Origin of the sequence: Shewanella xiamenensis (assembly GCF_024971755.1) — a bacterium.
Taxonomy (GTDB): Bacteria; Pseudomonadota; Gammaproteobacteria; order Enterobacterales; family Shewanellaceae; genus Shewanella; species Shewanella xiamenensis.
Window position 1 is genome coordinate 2,352,460 of record NZ_CP079718.1, and the last position, 17,516, is coordinate 2,369,975.

Annotated in this window: 15 protein-coding genes; 5 read left to right on the forward strand and 10 right to left on the reverse strand. The window is 46.1% G+C overall.

The features are described from left to right. The first annotated feature begins 30 nt into the window (after positions 1 to 30). The 3 genes from ydiJ to KXJ80_RS11710 all read left to right on the forward strand — a co-directional run bounded on the left by ydiJ (position 31) and on the right by KXJ80_RS11710 (position 4,216). Positions 31 to 3,072: a D-2-hydroxyglutarate dehydrogenase YdiJ gene (gene ydiJ, locus KXJ80_RS11700; protein ID WP_218738737.1), complete on the forward strand. Its 3,042-nt coding sequence runs from the start codon at positions 31 to 33 to the stop codon at positions 3,070 to 3,072. Positions 3,073 to 3,160: 88 nt separating this feature from the next. Next, positions 3,161 to 3,652 carry a DUF1285 domain-containing protein gene (locus tag KXJ80_RS11705; RefSeq protein WP_218738736.1) on the forward strand — a complete coding sequence of 164 codons (492 nt, stop codon included), beginning with the start codon at positions 3,161 to 3,163 and terminating at the stop codon, positions 3,650 to 3,652. Between the two features lie 138 nt (positions 3,653 to 3,790). Then, a complete protein-coding gene (locus KXJ80_RS11710) occupies positions 3,791 to 4,216 on the forward strand; it encodes a MarR family winged helix-turn-helix transcriptional regulator (protein ID WP_037419357.1) in 426 nt (141 codons plus the stop codon). A gap of 25 nt (positions 4,217 to 4,241) precedes the next feature. Here the strand turns inward: KXJ80_RS11710 and KXJ80_RS11715 are convergent, their stop codons facing one another. Both KXJ80_RS11715 and KXJ80_RS11720 read right to left on the reverse strand, forming a co-directional pair. Beyond that, positions 4,242 to 4,589, reverse strand: coding sequence for a hypothetical protein (locus KXJ80_RS11715; RefSeq protein WP_037419354.1), 348 nt, complete (start codon positions 4,587 to 4,589; stop codon positions 4,242 to 4,244). Between the two features lie 195 nt (positions 4,590 to 4,784). After that, positions 4,785 to 5,819, reverse strand: a complete 1,035-nt coding sequence (locus tag KXJ80_RS11720; protein WP_037426528.1) for a Glu/Leu/Phe/Val dehydrogenase dimerization domain-containing protein — start codon at positions 5,817 to 5,819, stop codon at positions 4,785 to 4,787. A 280-nt stretch (positions 5,820 to 6,099) separates the two neighbouring features. On the opposite strand from KXJ80_RS11720, the gene KXJ80_RS11725 reads away from it, so the two are divergent. Then, on the forward strand, positions 6,100 to 6,552 hold the full coding sequence (locus KXJ80_RS11725) for a DUF4826 family protein (protein ID WP_037419348.1): 453 nt from the start codon (positions 6,100 to 6,102) through the stop codon (positions 6,550 to 6,552). Positions 6,553 to 6,673: 121 nt separating this feature from the next. Here the strand turns inward: KXJ80_RS11725 and KXJ80_RS11730 are convergent, their stop codons facing one another. The 6 genes from KXJ80_RS11730 to KXJ80_RS11755 form a co-directional block, all read right to left on the reverse strand. Next, the gene (locus KXJ80_RS11730; RefSeq protein ID WP_069455130.1) at positions 6,674 to 7,813 is read right to left on the reverse strand and encodes a ribosomal protein uL16 3-hydroxylase; all 1,140 of its coding nucleotides are present in this window, start codon (positions 7,811 to 7,813) and stop codon (positions 6,674 to 6,676) included. A 120-nt stretch (positions 7,814 to 7,933) separates the two neighbouring features. Beyond that, positions 7,934 to 9,304: an adenylosuccinate lyase gene (purB, locus tag KXJ80_RS11735; RefSeq protein ID WP_047538893.1), complete on the reverse strand. Its 1,371-nt coding sequence runs from the start codon at positions 9,302 to 9,304 to the stop codon at positions 7,934 to 7,936. Positions 9,305 to 9,333: 29 nt separating this feature from the next. After that, entirely contained in the window at positions 9,334 to 9,951 is a 618-nt protein-coding gene (gene hflD / locus KXJ80_RS11740; RefSeq protein ID WP_218738735.1) for a high frequency lysogenization protein HflD, read from the reverse strand. A gap of 3 nt (positions 9,952 to 9,954) precedes the next feature. After that, positions 9,955 to 11,073 (reverse strand): tRNA 2-thiouridine(34) synthase MnmA, encoded by a 1,119-nt coding sequence (gene mnmA, locus KXJ80_RS11745; RefSeq protein ID WP_218738734.1) that lies wholly within the window; start codon positions 11,071 to 11,073, stop codon positions 9,955 to 9,957. 294 nt (positions 11,074 to 11,367) lie between these two features. After that, positions 11,368 to 11,844 (reverse strand): NUDIX hydrolase, encoded by a 477-nt coding sequence (locus KXJ80_RS11750; RefSeq protein ID WP_037419334.1) that lies wholly within the window; start codon positions 11,842 to 11,844, stop codon positions 11,368 to 11,370. A 56-nt stretch (positions 11,845 to 11,900) separates the two neighbouring features. Next, positions 11,901 to 12,686: an rRNA large subunit pseudouridine synthase E gene (locus tag KXJ80_RS11755; RefSeq protein ID WP_218738733.1), complete on the reverse strand. Its 786-nt coding sequence runs from the start codon at positions 12,684 to 12,686 to the stop codon at positions 11,901 to 11,903. A gap of 402 nt (positions 12,687 to 13,088) precedes the next feature. On the opposite strand from KXJ80_RS11755, the gene KXJ80_RS11760 reads away from it, so the two are divergent. Then, complete coding sequence (locus KXJ80_RS11760; protein WP_218738732.1) at positions 13,089 to 15,314, forward strand: NADP-dependent isocitrate dehydrogenase; 2,226 nt, start codon at positions 13,089 to 13,091, stop codon at positions 15,312 to 15,314. Positions 15,315 to 15,523: 209 nt separating this feature from the next. Here KXJ80_RS11760 and KXJ80_RS11765 read toward each other — a convergent pair. Both KXJ80_RS11765 and gloA2 read right to left on the reverse strand, forming a co-directional pair. Then, a protein-coding gene (locus KXJ80_RS11765; protein ID WP_259474784.1) for an IS3 family transposase occupies positions 15,524 to 16,752 on the reverse strand; the annotation gives its coding sequence in 2 pieces (ribosomal slippage) (positions 15,524 to 16,401 and positions 16,401 to 16,752; 1,230 coding nt in all). 277 nt (positions 16,753 to 17,029) lie between these two features. Beyond that, positions 17,030 to 17,413 (reverse strand): SMU1112c/YaeR family gloxylase I-like metalloprotein, encoded by a 384-nt coding sequence (gene gloA2 / locus KXJ80_RS11770; RefSeq protein WP_218738646.1) that lies wholly within the window; start codon positions 17,411 to 17,413, stop codon positions 17,030 to 17,032. Between the last annotated feature and the right edge of the window lie 103 nt (positions 17,414 to 17,516).

Here is a 17,516-nt window from a genome sequence, read left to right on the forward strand (position 1 = left end):
CCGCATAACAATAATTGACTGAAGCCGCCCATGTTACCTCTGTTATCACATCAACAAACCTTAGAACCTGTTTATCTGGCCTATCTTGATGCTTTAGAACAAAGTGCCTATGAAGGTGATATTGATAAGCGCTACAGCGCGCGCTTAGTGCAAGCCACGGATAACTCTGTCTATCAATTTTTGCCCCAGGCGGTGCTTTATCCTAAACACCAAAAGGATATCGAGATAGCGCTTAAACTTGCTACGAAAGCAGAGTTTGTGGGTGTGACTTTTAGTGCTAGAGGTGGCGGAACAGGCACTAATGGGCAGTCGCTGACCCACGGTTTGATCCTCGATGTGTCTCGTTATATGAATCGTGTGTTGGAAGTGAATCCTGAGCAGGGCTGGGTTAGGGTTGAAGCAGGGGTCATTAAAGATGCGCTAAATGATACGCTGCGTCCCCATGGATTCTTCTTTAGTCCCGATCTCTCAACTTCAAACCGCGCCACTATTGGCGGTATGATCAACACCGACGCCTCGGGCGCAGGCTCTTTGGTGTATGGTAAAACTTCCGACCATGTACTGGCGCTGCGTAGCGTATTGATAGATGGCAGTGTGTTAGATACTCGTCCCCTCGATGCGGGTCTCTTATGTAATCCCGATAACGTGAGTGAAAATCCGCTTGGACAAAAACTGATTTCGGCAATTGCAAAGGTATGCCGTGAGAAGCGCGCGCTCATTGAGCAACAATTCCCAAAACTCAATCGATTTTTAACCGGATATGACTTAAAGAATGTCTGGAATGAAGGCTTAACTCAGTTCGACCTTTCACGCATTTTAACAGGCTCTGAAGGCACGCTGGCGGTTATCACCGAAGCGAAACTCAACATTACACCACTGCCCAGTGAGCGGGCGATGGTGAATATTAAGTACGATTCCTTCCAGTCTGCGCTGCGTCATGCTCCTTCCTTAGTGGCTGCGCGGGCAACGGTTGTCGAAACCGTGGATTCTAAAGTGCTTAATCTTGCCCGCGAGGACATTGTTTGGCATTCGGTTTCCGACCTTATTCAAGAAGTGCCGGGTAAAGTCATCGATGGCCTGAATATGGTCGAGTTTGCTGGTGATACGGCAGAAGTTGAGCAAAAGCTTGCGAATCTTGAGGCTGTATTGACCGAGCAAATTGGTCGCGGTGAATGTGGTGTCGTGGGTTATCAAGTCACTCAAGATAAGGCCAGTATTGAGAAAATCTATGGCATGCGTAAAAAGGCCGTTGGATTGCTCGGTGCTACCAAGGGACGTCGCAAACCCATTGCATTTGCCGAAGATACTGCTGTGCCACCTGAAAAACTTGCCGATTATATTATGGAGTTTCGTGCGCTACTCGATAGTCACAATTTGCAATACGGTATGTTTGGCCATGTGGATGCGGGCGTATTACACGTAAGGCCTGCACTGGATATGTGCGATGTCGAAGATGAAAAACTGCTGAGGGTGATTTCTGATCAAGTTGCAGCACTGACGCTCAAATACGGCGGCCTGATGTGGGGCGAGCATGGTAAGGGCGTGCGTGGCGAATACGGCCCATCGGTATTTGGCGATGAACTTTATGGCGTATTGCAAGACATTAAAGGTCTATTTGACCCTGATAACAGGCTTAATCCCAGCAAGTTAGTGGCACCCAAGCAAGTCGGCAGCTTGGCATTTGATGTGGATAGTACCAAGCGCGGCAAGTTTGACAGACAAATTCCCGTTGAAGTACGCGATGCCTATCCCGATGTGATGAACTGTAACGGTAACGGACTGTGCTTTAATTACAGTAGCTACTCGCCTATGTGTCCGTCATTTAAGGTGACTGGCGATAGGGTGCAATCCCCCAAAGGCCGTGCGGGTCTGATGCGTGAATGGCTGCGTTTGCTTGAGTCGGAAGGGGTGGATGTGAACGCGCTGGCGAAAGCCAAACCCTTAGGCATTTTGCAGCGGATGCAAAACACCATCAATGCCAAACGTGATTATGATTATTCCCATGAAGTGATGGAATCACTGAAGGGCTGTCTTGCGTGTAAGGCGTGTTCGAGTCAGTGCCCGGTTAAAGTGGATGTACCTAAGTTTAGGGCGCAATTCTTTAATATTTACTATCAACGTTATCTGCGTCCGGCCAAGGATTACCTAGTTGCGGGCATAGAAGACAGCTTACCTCTGATGGCTGCTGCGCCAAGACTGACTAATTTCGCCTCGCAAAACCCACTCAGCCAATGGGTCATCAAAAAGGCTATTGGCTATGTGGATGCGCCAGCGCTGTCGGTGCCAACCTTAAAACAACGACTCGATGGCCATGCGAGCCGCGGCTATGATTTGGCGGCATTGCAGGCCATCCCTGCCGATGAGAGGGCAAAATTTGTATTAGTTGTACAAGATCCCTTCAACAGTTTCTACGATGCGGGCTTGGTGTATCGCTTTATCCAATTGATTGAAACCTTAGGATTAAAACCCGTTCTACTGCCATTTAAGCCCAACGGTAAACCGACCCATATCAAGGGCTTCTTGGGTAAATTTGCTAAAACGGCGCAGTCGAGTGCGGATTTCTTAAACCAAGTGCATAAGTTAGGCATGCCAATGGTTGGGATCGATCCCGCCTTAGTGCTCTGTTATCGCGATGAATATAAAGAAATTTTAGGGGCTAACCGCGGCGCGTTTGAGGTTAAACTGGCTAACGAATGGCTGCTTGGCATACTGCAGGATATTCCTACTAAGGCCATGCAAGATAAACAATTTACTTGGTTTAGCCATTGTACTGAGTCTACGGCGAAGCCTAATACCGCCAATGAGTGGAGCAAAATCTTCACTCACTTTGGCGCTAAATTAACGGCAGTGAATCTGGGCTGTTGCGGCATGGCGGGTACCTACGGCCATGAGGCTGAGAATCTTGAGCGTTCTAAGACCTTGTTTGATATGTCATGGAAAGACACCTTAAGCAAGATGGATGCATCACAGGTGCTAGTCTCTGGCTACTCATGCCGCAGCCAAGTGAAACGTTTCGCCGGTTACAAGCCAAAACATCCATTAGAGGCTTTATTGGAGCTCGTTAAGGCTTAACGCAATTTTTTATTAGGGATTGGATAATCCCTAAGGCAATGCCACACTAAACCAGTCGTCAGGCTGGTTTTTTTATTGAGGGGACGCTATGGAAAAACACACGGACAATGTTATTGACACGCTACAGGCATTTACCAGCAAGACAAAACAGAATGATGACTTAGCACAGCAAACTGAGCTATGTAGTCAAACAACGTTATTTTGTATTCAACTCTCCGGTGACTGGTTATATCAGGGCAGCCCATTGCCGACGAAGTTTGCCAAGTTATTTGCCAGTATTTTACATGGCATTGATGGCGAACATTTTCTGATCACACCAGTCGAAAAGGTGCGAGTCGAGGTGGATGATGCGCCACTGTTGATTGTCGATTATATGAAGGATGAGACAGCATCGGGTTTAACGCTGCACAGTAGTATTGGCACCGAGCATTCTCTGGCGACACTCCATCATTTAAAGCTCACCGACTTTGGGATTTATCTGCCGCTAGAGCGCGGCCTATGGGGAAAATTGAGCCGTGCCTGCTACTACAATTTTGTGAATGAATTCAATTTAACCGATGAAGGTGGCCTCAGTGCTTAAAGATTTTGATTGTAATAACTTGGGGAGGCTGACTAGTTTATTATGGGTTAAGTGATAGTATTAAAACTAACCTTAGCCAATCCTACTCGGGTTTAGGTCTCTGTCGATGGGTCTAAATGTTGTTTTCGGAGGTGCTGTTTGAACCGTTATGAAAGCTTAGGCTATCTTGTTTCGCACTTAAATATTGAGCTGCAAAATGAACTCGATTTGCAGTTGAAACGCTATCAGCTCGACATTAAGTTGTGGCCAGTATTATTCGCGCTTTGGCAGGAGGAGGGGATTACTCAGACCGAGTTGTCAAAACGTTGTGATGTAGCGAACTATACCATGACCCGTTTGCTCGATCAGTTGCAGGTGCAAGGCCTCATCACCCGCCATCAAGAACTCGATAATCGCCGAGCTTTCCAGATTTTTCTCACCGATGAGGCCAAGGCGCTGGAGCAGGATTTGATCCGTGAGGCCGAGCGCGTCAATGAAAAGTTTCTTGCTAATCTTACTGAAGATGAACGAAGTTATTTTATTAAGCTTTTGAATAAAATAAATAAACTGTCATCTAATCCGTAAGTTTTATTGTGCTTCTTTCGGTTATTTACAGTGGGAGTAGCATAAAAAGTAACACTAAACTTGACCCCAGTAATAACCCTTGTTGTAGTAATCGTTGTCGCTGCATTAAGCTATTTTTTCCCTGTTTCAGACTAGTGATTAGCTGATTACGCTTATAAATACGGCAAGTTAACTCATTTGTGAAGGGGTCAATAAACAACTTACATAGGCATTGCCCACCATCTTTCAATTTGATCAAATGTTCACTTTGATGGCTAAAATTGAGTTTGCGCGAAACCATTTGGCCATTGATATAGACTCTCTCCAAACCCGACCAATCACTTGCTTGTAATTCAAGTGAATCTTTCCCAAGCTCATATTTGAAACTGACCATAGTGGCACCTTCTCCGTGACTGACGAGTAGTTAATTCAAGCAGAGACATATAGGGTTTTCCACTACAGAAAAGTGAATTTTACGTGGCGTTTTGGTATCTGATTGGTATTGAGAGGAATTTATTTTTTAGATAGATAAGTGGAGCGAGGGAAGTGGTTGAGGCGGACAACGACTCGTTGTCCGCCTACTGCATGATTAGGCTTTGGCCGCTTGGTAAATGGCACGGGCCATTTCGTCAGCTACTGCACCTGTCGTGCGGTTTTCAGCATCGGCCTTAGCAAAAATCTTCAGCAGCGTGTTGTAGATTTCTCTGACCTTAGCTTCTGATTTTGCTGCGTCATAATCTTTTTCAAATGACACGTTGATAATGCCGCCAGCGTTAATCACATAATCTGGCGCATACAGAATGCCCATTTCTTTTAACTGCTCGCCATGGCGGACTTCGGCTAATTGGTTGTTGGCGCAACCCGCAACAATCTTAGCTTTGAGTTGTGGTAGGGTAACATCGTTTAGAGTTGCACCTAGTGCACATGGCGCATAGACATCCACGTCTTGGGCATAGATATCCTGTGGAGCAACAACGATGGCACCAAAGTCGGTAGCCACTTTATCCAGTGATGCTTGGTGAATATCGGTAACAATCAGCTGTGCACCTTCTTCATGCAAATGTTTACACAGGTAGTAACCGACATGGCCAACACCTTGAACGGCGATCTTAAGGCCTTTTAAGCTGTCTAAATCGAGTTTATGTTTAACTGCAGCCTTGATCCCTAAATAGGTGCCTAATGCTGTAAATGGCGATGGATCGCCACTCTTGCCCTCAAGGCCTGCCATGTAAGGTGTTTCTTGATGGGCAATCATAATATCAGCGGTCGTGGTGCCCACGTCTTCAGCAGAATAGTAACGTCCACCGAGGCTATTGATAAAACGGCCAAAGGCACGGAAAAGGGCTTCGCGATCAGGACGCTTAGGATCGGCAATAATCACAGACTTACCACCGCCCATGGTTAAACCTGCGAGGGCATTTTTGTAAGTCATACCACGGGAGAGGCGTAATACGTCTGTCAGGGCTTCATCATCGGATTGATAATTCCACATCCGGCATCCACCCACAGCTGGACCTAAGTTGGTGTTATGGATGGCAACAATGGCTTTTAAGCCACTTTCTTTATCATGACAGAATACGACCTGTTCATGTTCATCAAAGGATACATGATTAAATACAGCCACGTGAAGTTCTCCGCTATACACAATAAAACGTCGATGGAACGACTTCCCATCGACAGCTCGTTATATTTATTGCAGAACCATAGCATTTAGCGATACTCTCAACCATGCATAATGACCGAATAAATAGATTATTTGTGGCAATCTAGCTTTCCACTTTACGTAAACGTAAGCTTAGAGATGCTAAACCAGTTTTAACTGATGATATTCTCAGACATTAGTATGATTCGCGTGCTGTCCCAAGAATGAGAGCCGCGCTATAACAATAAGATAGGACGGAAGTATGACTGAACAAGCTGTCGATCAAGCTCAACCAACAATCTCTCCTGAAGAAATGGAGAAATTGCGCCAAGAGTGGGTCAGAACACAATTCCAAAAAGCGAACCGTTTTTTAGCGGAAAAAGGGGTCATCCCCAGCAAGGTTTTAGCCGATGAGAGCCGTTATCTTGCACCTTATTTAGCGATTTGGAAGATGGAATCCAAACGTCCTACGACCAAAACCTATTGGGTGATGTCAGGCGATTTACCATCGGATTTTGTGGATGTCAAAGTGGCTAAAACGGCGCGTGATGCGGTTCGTCATTTCTCGATGATGTGGCAAATGCAGGCTGAAAATTTGATCCGTTCAGGCGCAACCAGACGTGATGCAACCCAGGCAAAATTTGCCCAGTTATTAGTCTCCCGTGCAGAGAGTTTATATCGTATGCACAATGATGAAAAACTGTGGAATAGCTAGATTTCCTTGTGTTGAGTCATAAAACCAAAGGCACTCGATTGAGTGCCTTTGTTGTTTAAGTCTGTCTCAAGCGTTGTGTTCTACGTTGAGCATACCGACGGTTTCATTCCATATTAAAGGATTACGCTTCTTCATCACTTAAATAGTATAAACCTTGATTAATCAGTTCCAGCAATAGCTGTTGTACTTCATCATGTTCGCATAACGCGAGAGCTGTTTCGCAATCAAAGCTGACATGATCGCTTAACTGTACAAGCACCGCTTCGGGTGTATTGGGCAGATCATAGATTTCGCCATTAATGAATAAGCGCGAGTGAGCATCATTCTCTAAACGTAGTACTTTTAAACCGCCAATGCGATTTACACCAGCGCCTTGTTCAAAGGCATCTTGCAGATCGTCGATGCTATAGGCTTCTTCGCCTTCACAAATATCTAATTCGAATCGGTTTTGGCTTAGCAGTTTACCTAGCACAACCTGATAACTCGCAGGATCTTGGGCAAGCTGGCTTAACAGCGACATAATGCCGAGTTGATGATCTTGGCTAATAATGCCCGGATTTGTTGGCTCGGATGCGGAGGTAAAACGCTGTTGACCCAAATTTTTGTCGAGTAAATAGTCGGCCACTTCGCTGACTAATTCTTGCTGACTGGGTGCGCGGTAACCAATCGAATAGCTCAAGGCTAAGGTTAAGGTTTCACCGCAGTGTGGGAATCCTGGCGGAATATAAAGCATATCGCCTTTCTCTAACACCATATCAATGATGGGGTCAAAGTCTTCCACCAGAGGTGAATTAGGATTACCGCCACGACGTTGTTGTGGGGTGTTGTCACCTACGGTCCAGCGGCGCTGACCTTCGCCTTGAATAATAAACACATCGTAATTGTCGATATGGGGACCGACACCGCCATTTGGAGTGGCAAATGACACCATCAAATCATCGAATCGCCAATCGGGGAGAAAACGAAAGGCCTCAACGAGGGGTTGTGAGTCGGGATACCAATGGTTAACCGCTTGCACCAATAATTGCCAGTGGGTTTCACCGTAATTGTCGTAATCCTCAAAGGGGCCTTGGATCACTTCCCAGTTATCTTTTTGCGTGACGACGATGCGCGAAGTGATTTCTTCTTCGCAGGCCAGGCCGGCCAGCTCATCGGCACTGATTGGATCTTCAAAGTGAGGAAAAGCGCCTTTGATGACCACAGGTTTTTGTTGCCAGTAATCCTTGAGGAACTGGGCAATATCGAGATTGAGTTTATACATAGTGTCAAAAAAGGCGACTACATCCTTAACAATGTAACCGCCTCAATCCTTATTTAGGCTAGATAATAAGCTAAGCATGTCAGCTTAGCGTTAAACGAAGCGTTAGCCGTAAACTGAACTTTAGTTAAGTTCGTCAACGAATGCTTCTGCACGGCCAATATAGTTGGCTGGCGTCATCTTCTTCAGCTCTGCTTTCACTTCTTCAGGCAGGGCTAAACCGTCGATAAATTCGGCAAGTTGCTTGGCGTCGATGCGTTTACCACGTGTCAATTCTTTTAACTTCTCGTATGGCTTTTCAATACCATAGCGACGCATCACGGTTTGTACTGGCTCAGCCAATACTTCCCAGTTTTGATCGAGCTCGGCACGTAAATGCTCTTCATTCACTTGTAACTTGCTGATGCCTTTTAAGGTCGCTTGGTAGGCGATCAGCGAGTGGGCGATACCCACACCTAAGTTACGCAGTACGGTGGAATCGGTTAAGTCACGTTGCCATCTTGAAACGGGCAGTTTTGCGGCTAAATGTTGCATCAACGCATTGGCAATACCTAAGTTACCCTCTGAGTTTTCAAAGTCGATAGGGTTGACCTTGTGTGGCATGGTTGATGAGCCAATTTCACCTGCAATGGTACGTTGCTTGAAGTGACCTAAGGCAATATAACCCCAAACGTCACGGTCGAAATCGAGCAGAATAGTGTTGAAACGCGCAATCGCATCAAAGAGCTCAGCAATGTAATCATGCGGTTCGATTTGAGTGGTGTATGCGTTCCAGTGCAGGCCTAAGCTCGTCACAAAACGTTCAGACAGTGCATGCCAGTTCACTTCTGGGTATGCAGATATGTGCGCGTTGTAGTTACCTACGGCGCCGTTAATTTTCCCCATGATTTCAACGGCCGCGATTTGCTTGATTTGGCGCTCTAAACGCACGGCTACGTTAGCCATTTCCTTGCCTAAGGTTGAAGGCGAGGCTGGCTGACCGTGGGTACGTGACATCAAAGGTACTGAGCGGTATTCAACGGCCAGTTTTTTGATGGCGCTGAGCAGTTCATTGCAATAAGGCAGTACCACTTGCTCGCGGGCTTCAGTTAACATTAAGCCATGGCTTAAGTTGTTGATATCTTCAGAAGTACAGGCGAAGTGAACAAATTCACCGACAGCGGCGAGTTCAGCGTTGTCTGCGATTTTTTCTTTGATAAAGTATTCAACTGCTTTCACGTCGTGGTTGGTGGTGCTTTCAATGGCTTTCACGCGAAGCGCATCTTGCTCACTGAAATTGTCTTTAATGGCATCGAGAAGCGCGATCGCTGACTCGCTTAATGGTGGCACTTCGGTGATTTCTGGGCAATCAGCGAGTAACTTTAACCAGTTGATTTCAACTTGAACACGGTACTTAGTAAGACCGAACTCGCTGAAAATCCCTCGCAATGACGCTGTTTTACTACCGTAACGGCCGTCTACCGGAGAGATAGCAGTTAGTGCGGAAAGATCCATGTGAAGCTCCTTGATGAAAACTTATTTTATTATAGGGTAAGACTTTTCTTAGCTGTGTCTAAGATGGCTTTACGGGCAAAGACTAAGTGTCGACGTTTGCCGCCTAGTTGTCGCCATAACACTGCGCTGCGCATGGCTGCAAGCAGCAAGGCGCGGATTTTTTGTTGCACGATTGGACGTTGCAGACACACTGGATTGCCTGAGATCTGAATCTTAGGTCCAAGATTACTGATAATGTCGCTATAAATACTGGCCAGATTGGCAATGACTTGTTCGTCGGTGATCGCAAAATGATGTAGCTGACGATTCACTTGATTGATGCGCTCAGCAAGCATAGCTAACCCGGTGTTCGAACGGGTTAATTTACGTTCAAGGGCTAAAATTCCCACCAGATAGCGAGTTATTTCCACATCTTTTTGACTGCTATCCCCCAGTTGATTTAACACCAATTGGTAGCCTTTGTGCAGGCCAGTCTTATCTTGGTAGACATCGGCGGGGGTTTCTGGATTAGTCACTAAAATGGTGTGTAAACTGGCAGCTAGCTCATCGGTGTCGCTTTCACCATGACGGGCTAAATACTGAACTTGTGCAATGGCCTGCAGTATTCCTGCAAAGGCCATAGTACGATCATGGAGCTGTTCGTTCACGGTTTATCCTCTGATCAGTTGATCGATAATTCCGCCACCGAGGCACACTTCGCCATCGTAAAATACCGCTGATTGGCCAGGCGTCACGGCGGCAACGGGCTCATCAAACACCACTTTGAGGGTATTGTCATCAAGATAGGTGAGGGTGCAAGGGATATCCTGCTGGCGGTAACGGGTTTTCACCACAATTTGGCTGCCATCGGCGGGACCTTTGCGGTCGACCCAGTGTAGTTGATTGACAAACATGCCATTGGACATCAATCGCGGATGGTGACCACCTTGGCCAACAACAAGCACGTTACGTTTGAGATCTTTATCCACCACGTACCATGGGTCATCATTGCTATTTTTCATGCCACCAATCCCCAGACCTTTACGTTGGCCTAAGGTGTGGTACATCAAACCTTGGTGCTTGCCAATGACTTCGCCTTCGGCGGTTTCGATGTTGCCAGGCTGTGCGGGTAAGTAATTACCTAAGAATTCAGTAAATTTTCGCTCGCCGATAAAGCAAATGCCGGTGCTGTCTTTCTTATCATGGGTAATTAATCCCATCTGTTTGGCGATTTCTCGCACTTCGTGTTTTTCGAGTTCACCAACCGGAAACAGGCTGCGTGCCACTTGTTCATGGCTTAAGGTGTATAGGAAGTAGCTTTGATCTTTATTATTGTCGACCCCACGCAGCATTTGCGTTGTGCCATCGGCATTGTCGCGGCGGCGCACATAGTGACCCATGGCGATGTAGTCGGCATCGAGAATATCGTCGGCAAACTCTAAAAAGGCCTTAAATTTGATTTCTTTGTTGCACATGATATCGGGATTGGGGGTACGCCCCGCTTTGTATTCGGCAAGAAAATACTCAAATACATTGTCCCAATATTCGGCAGCAAAGTTGACCGTGTGGAGTGTGATCCCAAGCTTATCGCAAACGGCTTGAGCATCTTTTAAATCTTCGGCGGCCGCACAGTACTCATCGTTGTCATCTTCTTCCCAGTTCTTCATGAAAAGGCCTTCAACCTGATAGCCTTGCTGCATAAGCAAATAGGCTGAAACGGATGAATCAACACCGCCGGACATGCCGACAATGACTTTTTTACCTGTATGAGTGGGTTCGATTGATGTCATAGATCCTAAAACCATTGAGTATATGTGTTAGCGAGTCGTGGCTTGAACCGTTGTCATTAGTGCATGACTCACTTTTAAATCTGCGTTTATTTAGCTGCGTAGTTAGGGCAGGCTTATTGGTGATCCGTTTAGCATCTGAGATACATCAGCCCAACATCATTAGCACAAGATGCATGATGCTAAAATACCCCAAATTTTTAACCCAAAAGCGCAGTTAAATGCCTTATCGAATCGCGCATTTACGCGGGGGCGTATTCTATCACGCCTTGTTGCTTGGGGCTATCTTTGACATCCCTACAGACGCTGACTATTGAGTAATTCGAGCGAATGAATTTGCCCTTGTTGCAACTGTTTGCGGTAATCGTTGAGGCAATCGAGCACTAATGGACTGCGCAGTTGATGAGCTTTAGCTGCGATCTGCTCAAAGCTCAACCAATGGGCGGCATAAATATCCGCATCCTGTGGCTTAGGTGTGAGTAGCGTATCGACTTGCACCAAAAAGGTAAAACGCACAAAAGCGAGGTCCTGATTGGCGCTAAATTGATAAATCCCGACCAATCCCTGTGGCTTGAGTTGAAGGCCTGTTTCCTCAAAGACTTCGCGTTCACAGGCTTGGATAAGACTTTCATTCGCTTCCAAATGTCCTGCTGGTTGATTAAAACGCTGCTCACCATCAATCCACTCTTCCACTAATAGATACTTGTCCTCGGTCGGGGCATGGATAATACAAGCAACTGTTACATTGGGTTTATATCTTACTTTTACTGTCACAGTGATTACCTTTGAGCGGCTAGATTAGGGATGTTGGATTGCTTGTTGGCGCAAGACTATTCGGTCTTTTGAGCCACCAGTATGCATTTATGCTCACCTGTCGCTAAATCATCTAGACTCCATTGGCCTATTTTATAGCGAATAAGTCTTAAGGTCGGAAAACCAATATGGGCCGTCATCCGCCGAACTTGGCGATTGCGTCCTTCGTGGATTTGAATTTCCAGCCAAGTTGTTGGGATGTTTTTTCGCTCACGGATTGGTGGATTACGCGGCCACACATTCGGCGTCGCCATGATGCTGACCTTCGCGGGCAGTGTCATACCATCTTTTAATTCAACCCCTTGGCGCAGTTTGGCTAAATCGGCTTCCGTGGGTTCCCCCTCGACTTGCACCCAATAGGTTTTAAAGGTTTTCTTTTTTGGCTCAGTCAGTTTGGCTTGGAGTCGACCGTCATTGGTTAACAGCAACAGTCCCTCGCTGTCGCGATCTAATCGCCCAGCAGCATAAACGCCCGGAATAGGGATGTAATCTTTTAAGGTTTTACGGCCTTGCTCATCGGTAAATTGGCACAGAACATCGAAGGGCTTGTTAAATAAGACGATGATAGGCGCAGTTTGAGGCTTGACGCGTGAGGCCGATGAGTGTTTTTGAAGCCGTGTTTTGGGACTATTTTGTTGTGACCCTGTATCGCGCTGCAAACTTGCTTTGGCAGATTTGGCGAAGGAGCTTGGTTTACTTCCTTTACTGCGGTTATCTGCCCTATGCTGCGGGTGCGTGGTGGATGCGTTCTGGCCGCGAGTGCGAGGCGTTGCCTGAGAGGTTAGCGGGTTATTTTTGTTCATGCAGTAACTAATTGTTGTTCATACCGTGGCGAATAGTCGCTTAAGATACGTTGTCGCCGATGATATGCGACTGAACCTATCCGTTAGCAGACGTCAGAAAGAAGACGTGTTATTTATCTGCACACAGTGTACTTGGCATTCGCCGTTAGTGGAATTTGAATATTATTGTGAATGCTCTATGATGTCGGCCTGAAAATGTGATCTACGCCTAAATGTTTGTTAGGTATTAATGAGTCGATTTACCCACGTTGGCGAACGCAAAGAGGATGTTGCAGCGGGTTTATAGGTTTATAGGGGCGTTTACGATTGCCTCGATAGAGAATTCCTTCGTGCCAATGTTTGTTCGTCATGATATAAAATTATTATAAAAATACTAAATTTTACAATAATGTAGGATGTAACATGAAAGATAACTCACCAACAATTATTTATACCGAAACCGATGAAGCGCCAGCACTGGCAACGCTTTCTCTGTTACCTATCATCAAGACCTTTACCAATGCGGCGGGTGTGGCGGTTGAAACCCGTGACATTTCTTTATCAGGCCGTGTGATTGCTAACTTCCCAGAAAAACTGACTGACGCGCAAAAAATTGGCGATCACTTAGCTGAGCTTGGCGATCTAGCGAATCAACCAGAAGCTAATATCATCAAGCTGCCTAATATCAGTGCGTCAATCCCACAGTTAAAAGCCTGTATTTTAGAGCTGCAACAGAAAGGTTATGACATTCCAAACTATCCTGACGAGCCAAAAACTGACGAAGAAAAGTCAATTAAAGCGCGTTATGACAAGATCAAGGGCAGTGCGGTAAACCCCGTCCTGCGTGAAGGTAACTCTGATCGCCGCGCGCCACTGTCAGTGAAAAACTTCGCGAAAAAGAACCCACACTCTATGGGTAAATGGGTGAAAGACTCTAAGTCACACGTTGCTCATATGAGCGAAGGTGATTTTTACGGTAGCGAGCAGTCAGTGACTTTGGCTAACGCAGACACGGTTAACATCGTTCTGGCGCAAAAAGACGGTCAAGAAGTCGTCCTTAAATCAGGTCTGAAACTGCTCGCGGGTGAAATCATCGACGCGTCAGTGATGAGCAAAAAAGCCTTAGTCAGCTTCTTTGAGCGTGAAATTGCCAATGCCAAGGCTGAAAACGTGTTGTTATCGCTGCACCTTAAAGCCACCATGATGAAAGTGTCTGATCCCATCATGTTTGGTCATGCCGTGAAAGTGTTCTTCAAACCGGTATTTGATAAACATGCAGCATTATTTGCTGAATTAGGCGTTGATGTGAACAACGGTTTTGGCGACGTATATGCGAAAATCGCCAGCTTACCTGCCGATGTACGTAGCCAAATTGAAGCCGATATCGCGGCGGTCTACGCTGAGCGTCCTGCGCTGGCGATGGTGGATTCTGACAAAGGCATCACCAACTTACACGTCCCAAGCGACATTATTATCGATGCTTCTATGCCAGCGGCTATTCGTTCATCTGGCCAAATGTGGGGTCCAGATGGCAAGTTGCACGACACTAAAGCGCTGATCCCAGACCGTTGCTACGCAGGTGTGTATCAAGAAACTATCGCTTTCTGTAAAGAACACGGTGCATTCGATCCAAGCACTATGGGCAGTGTGCCAAACGTGGGCCTGATGGCGCAAAAAGCCGAAGAATATGGCAGCCACGATAAAACCTTCGAAATCCCAGCTGATGGCGTAGTTAACGTGATTGATGCCAGTGGCAAAATGTTAATGAGCCACAACGTCGAAGCGGGCGATATTTGGAGAATGTGCCAAGTTAAAGACGCACCTATCCGTGACTGGGTCAAACTTGCCGTTCGCCGCGCACGTTTAAGCAACACTCCTGCGGTATTCTGGTTAGATGCAAATCGTGCCCACGATGCGCAATTGATTGTTAAAGTGAAGCAATATCTGCCTGAGCATGAAACCAGCGGTTTAGACATCAGCATCATGTCACCAGAAGAAGCAACACGTTTCTCTTTAGCGCGCATCAAAGAAGGTAAAGATACTATTTCTGTTACTGGTAACGTACTGCGTGACTACCTGACTGATTTGTTCCCAATCCTCGAACTGGGTACCAGTGCTAAGATGCTATCTATCGTGCCATTAATGAATGGTGGCGGCCTGTTTGAAACGGGTGCGGGCGGTAGTGCGCCTAAACACGTACAACAAGTTGAAAAAGAAGGTCACTTACGTTGGGACTCTCTAGGTGAATTCCTGGCATTAGCGGCTTCTTTAGAGCATTTAAGCCAAACTGTGGGTAACCCTAAAGCGCAAGTACTGGCGGATACCTTAGATCAAGCCATCGGTCAGTTCTTAGATAGCAACAAGTCGCCATCAAGACGCGTTGGAGAGCTAGATAACCGTGGTAGCCATTTCTATCTGGCCATGTACTGGGCACAAGCATTAGCCGCTCAAACCAAAGACGAGCAGTTACAAGCTCACTTTATTCCATTAGCGCACGCTTTAAGCGCCAATGAGCAAGTGATTGTGGCTGAACTCAACAATGCGCAAGGTGCACCAGTGGATTTAGGCGGTTACTATCGTTTAGACGCCGCAAAAGCTGAAAAAGCCATGCGCCCAAGCGAGACACTGAACAAGCTATTACTTGCTTAACGATTTATCGTTAACTTAGCATTAATACTGAAAAGGCCTGCATTGCAGGCCTTTTTATTGCACTAAATTTAGGAGTAAGTTGTAAATTAACCAGAGCGAGTTAACGTTTCGAGATGAAAATGTATTCGCTCCGGTACACCTATGCTCACAAAATGAGACATGACGTGTAGTTATTCTACTTGTCCCGTCCTAAGATAGGTTGACAGTTTTTAGGCCAGCTCCAGTAGCTGGCCTTTTCTATTGTGCACCTGATTAGGAGAGGCCATATTCAAACTCAGATGCGGTCTCATATCGTTGTATATTGCTATCGATTCTCTAACAAGTATCTTCAGCTCCGCAAATGTCCTACATCGGTGCAGTAAAAACTCCTGCTTCAGTATGCCATTCACTCTTTCTGCTAATGCATTTTGGTAGCAATCATAACCATCCGTCATTGACGGCTGGATTTGGCTCGCCTGAAGCGCATTCTGATAAACGGCTGAGCAGTATTGTAAGCCTCTGTCTGAGTGATGCACTGCGTTGCCGATATAGCGCTTATCTTTTATGGCCATTTTTAACGCTTTCACCACACTCTCGGCTTTCATGTCTTTACTCACGTGATGACCGACTATCTTACGCGAACTGGCATCGGTGACCAATGACAGGTAGTGCACACCTTGGTCTGACTCAAGATAGGTGATATCGCTGACCAGTACATGCTCTGCATCATGCAGTCCTTCCTCTTTCAGCAAATTAGGATACTTCTTCATCCAGTGTTTGCTGAACGTGGTTTTTGTGTAGCTTTTCTTCGGTTTAACCAGTAAATCTTCACTTCTCAAATAGGTAAAGAACCCATCTCGCCCAAGTTTAATATCGTGCTCAACCAGCTTGGATTTTATCAACGTGTAGAGCTTACGGGCCCCTAACCTTGGCATATATTTACGCCAGTACTGAACCCAGTCTTTGATGATCGATAGCTCAGCTCTACGACTTTCCATTCGCGCAACTGCCTGATAAATACCTTGCCTCGACATACCCGCAGCACGACATGCGGCTGCGAGGTTTATTTCTCCGTTGCCTTTTGCTTGCCAGACGTACCGGATAAGTACTTTTTTCTGAGGCCTGCTCCATATTCATTGTCCATGATATCAACCATGCCATTGAGGATTTGGTTACGCAGTTTCTCTTCTGTTAACTCACGTTCAAGGCGCTTGATCGTTTCGGCAGGGGTTTCTTTTGACTTAGGCATAAGGGGATGTTGAAAAGGTTTCGACCAATCGAGTCTGCAATGTTTTCTAAGCCAAACGAGTACCGTTGAACGGCCTTGAATACCAAAACGGGCTTGGGCTTGTTTGTACGTCATTTCGCCTTTTTCAACACGCTCTACAACGCCTAATTTAAAGGCTAAGGTGTAATCTCGTTGTGTGCGCTTACGGCTTGAGTTAATTGATGTTGTCATAAAGAAATCCTCTTTATGTCAACGTATTTCAGGACGAGACACTCCATAACAATAAAGCTGGATTATCAAACACCTCGAGTTCCTCTGTGATTAGTGTTTAGCGCCGACCTGTTACTGTGCCATTTTGGTCAAACGATGAGCTAGTGCTGCGCTGCTGAATTGAGTCTACTGCTAAATATCCCTTGGCGTAATTAAGCTTTATTCATCTTAATCGTTGTGTGAATCCGCTATTTTAGTGCGCTGTTTTATTTACATTTTAATACAGCGAGGATTCAGGTTATAGCTCATATAACTCTAGGGGTAAGTCGTCTGGATCGCTAAAGAAGGTGAACTTTTTGCCTGTGTATTCGTCGATGCGGACGGGTTCGACGGCGATATCATGGGCCGTAAGATGCTCGATCGCCGTTTCAATCGATGCGACGCGAAAGGCGAGATGCCTAAGGCCGCAGGCTTCGGGATAGCTAGGGCGCTTGGGAGGATTGTCGAAGGAAAACAACTCGATTTGACTCTTATCCGGTAGTTGTAAATCGAGTTTGTAGGACTGGCGCGCCTCACGATAATGCTCTGCAAGCACACTAAGGCCAAGAATAGTCACATAAAAATGTTTGGACTTTTGATAATCACTGCAAATAATCGCTGCATGGTGAATGCCGAGTAACATGGCTTGCCTCTGTGATGTTTACGCTAGTGTGTTTTAAAAAAGCCAGAGTCACAACTAAGTGTGACTCTGGCGCTAACCTAAGATTTTTATCTTACTTTGCTAT

Bases quoted from the DNA above. Each gene is read 5' to 3' on its own strand.
- mnmA (WP_218738734.1), bottom strand. From the start codon at position 11,073: ATGACATCAATCGAACCCACTCATACAGGTAAAAAAGTCATTGTCGGC.
- KXJ80_RS11715 (WP_037419354.1), bottom strand. From the start codon at position 4,589: ATGGTCAGTTTCAAATATGAGCTTGGGAAAGATTCACTTGAATTACAA.
- KXJ80_RS11755 (WP_218738733.1), bottom strand. From the start codon at position 12,686: ATGAACAAAAATAACCCGCTAACCTCTCAGGCAACGCCTCGCACTCGC.
- ydiJ (WP_218738737.1), top strand. From the start codon at position 31: ATGTTACCTCTGTTATCACATCAACAAACCTTAGAACCTGTTTATCTG.
- KXJ80_RS11730 (WP_069455130.1), bottom strand. From the start codon at position 7,813: ATGTATAAACTCAATCTCGATATTGCCCAGTTCCTCAAGGATTACTGG.
- KXJ80_RS11760 (WP_218738732.1), top strand. From the start codon at position 13,089: ATGAAAGATAACTCACCAACAATTATTTATACCGAAACCGATGAAGCG.
- KXJ80_RS11725 (WP_037419348.1), top strand. From the start codon at position 6,100: ATGACTGAACAAGCTGTCGATCAAGCTCAACCAACAATCTCTCCTGAA.
- purB (WP_047538893.1), bottom strand. From the start codon at position 9,304: ATGGATCTTTCCGCACTAACTGCTATCTCTCCGGTAGACGGCCGTTAC.
- gloA2 (WP_218738646.1), bottom strand. From the start codon at position 17,413: ATGTTACTCGGCATTCACCATGCAGCGATTATTTGCAGTGATTATCAA.
- KXJ80_RS11705 (WP_218738736.1), top strand. From the start codon at position 3,161: ATGGAAAAACACACGGACAATGTTATTGACACGCTACAGGCATTTACC.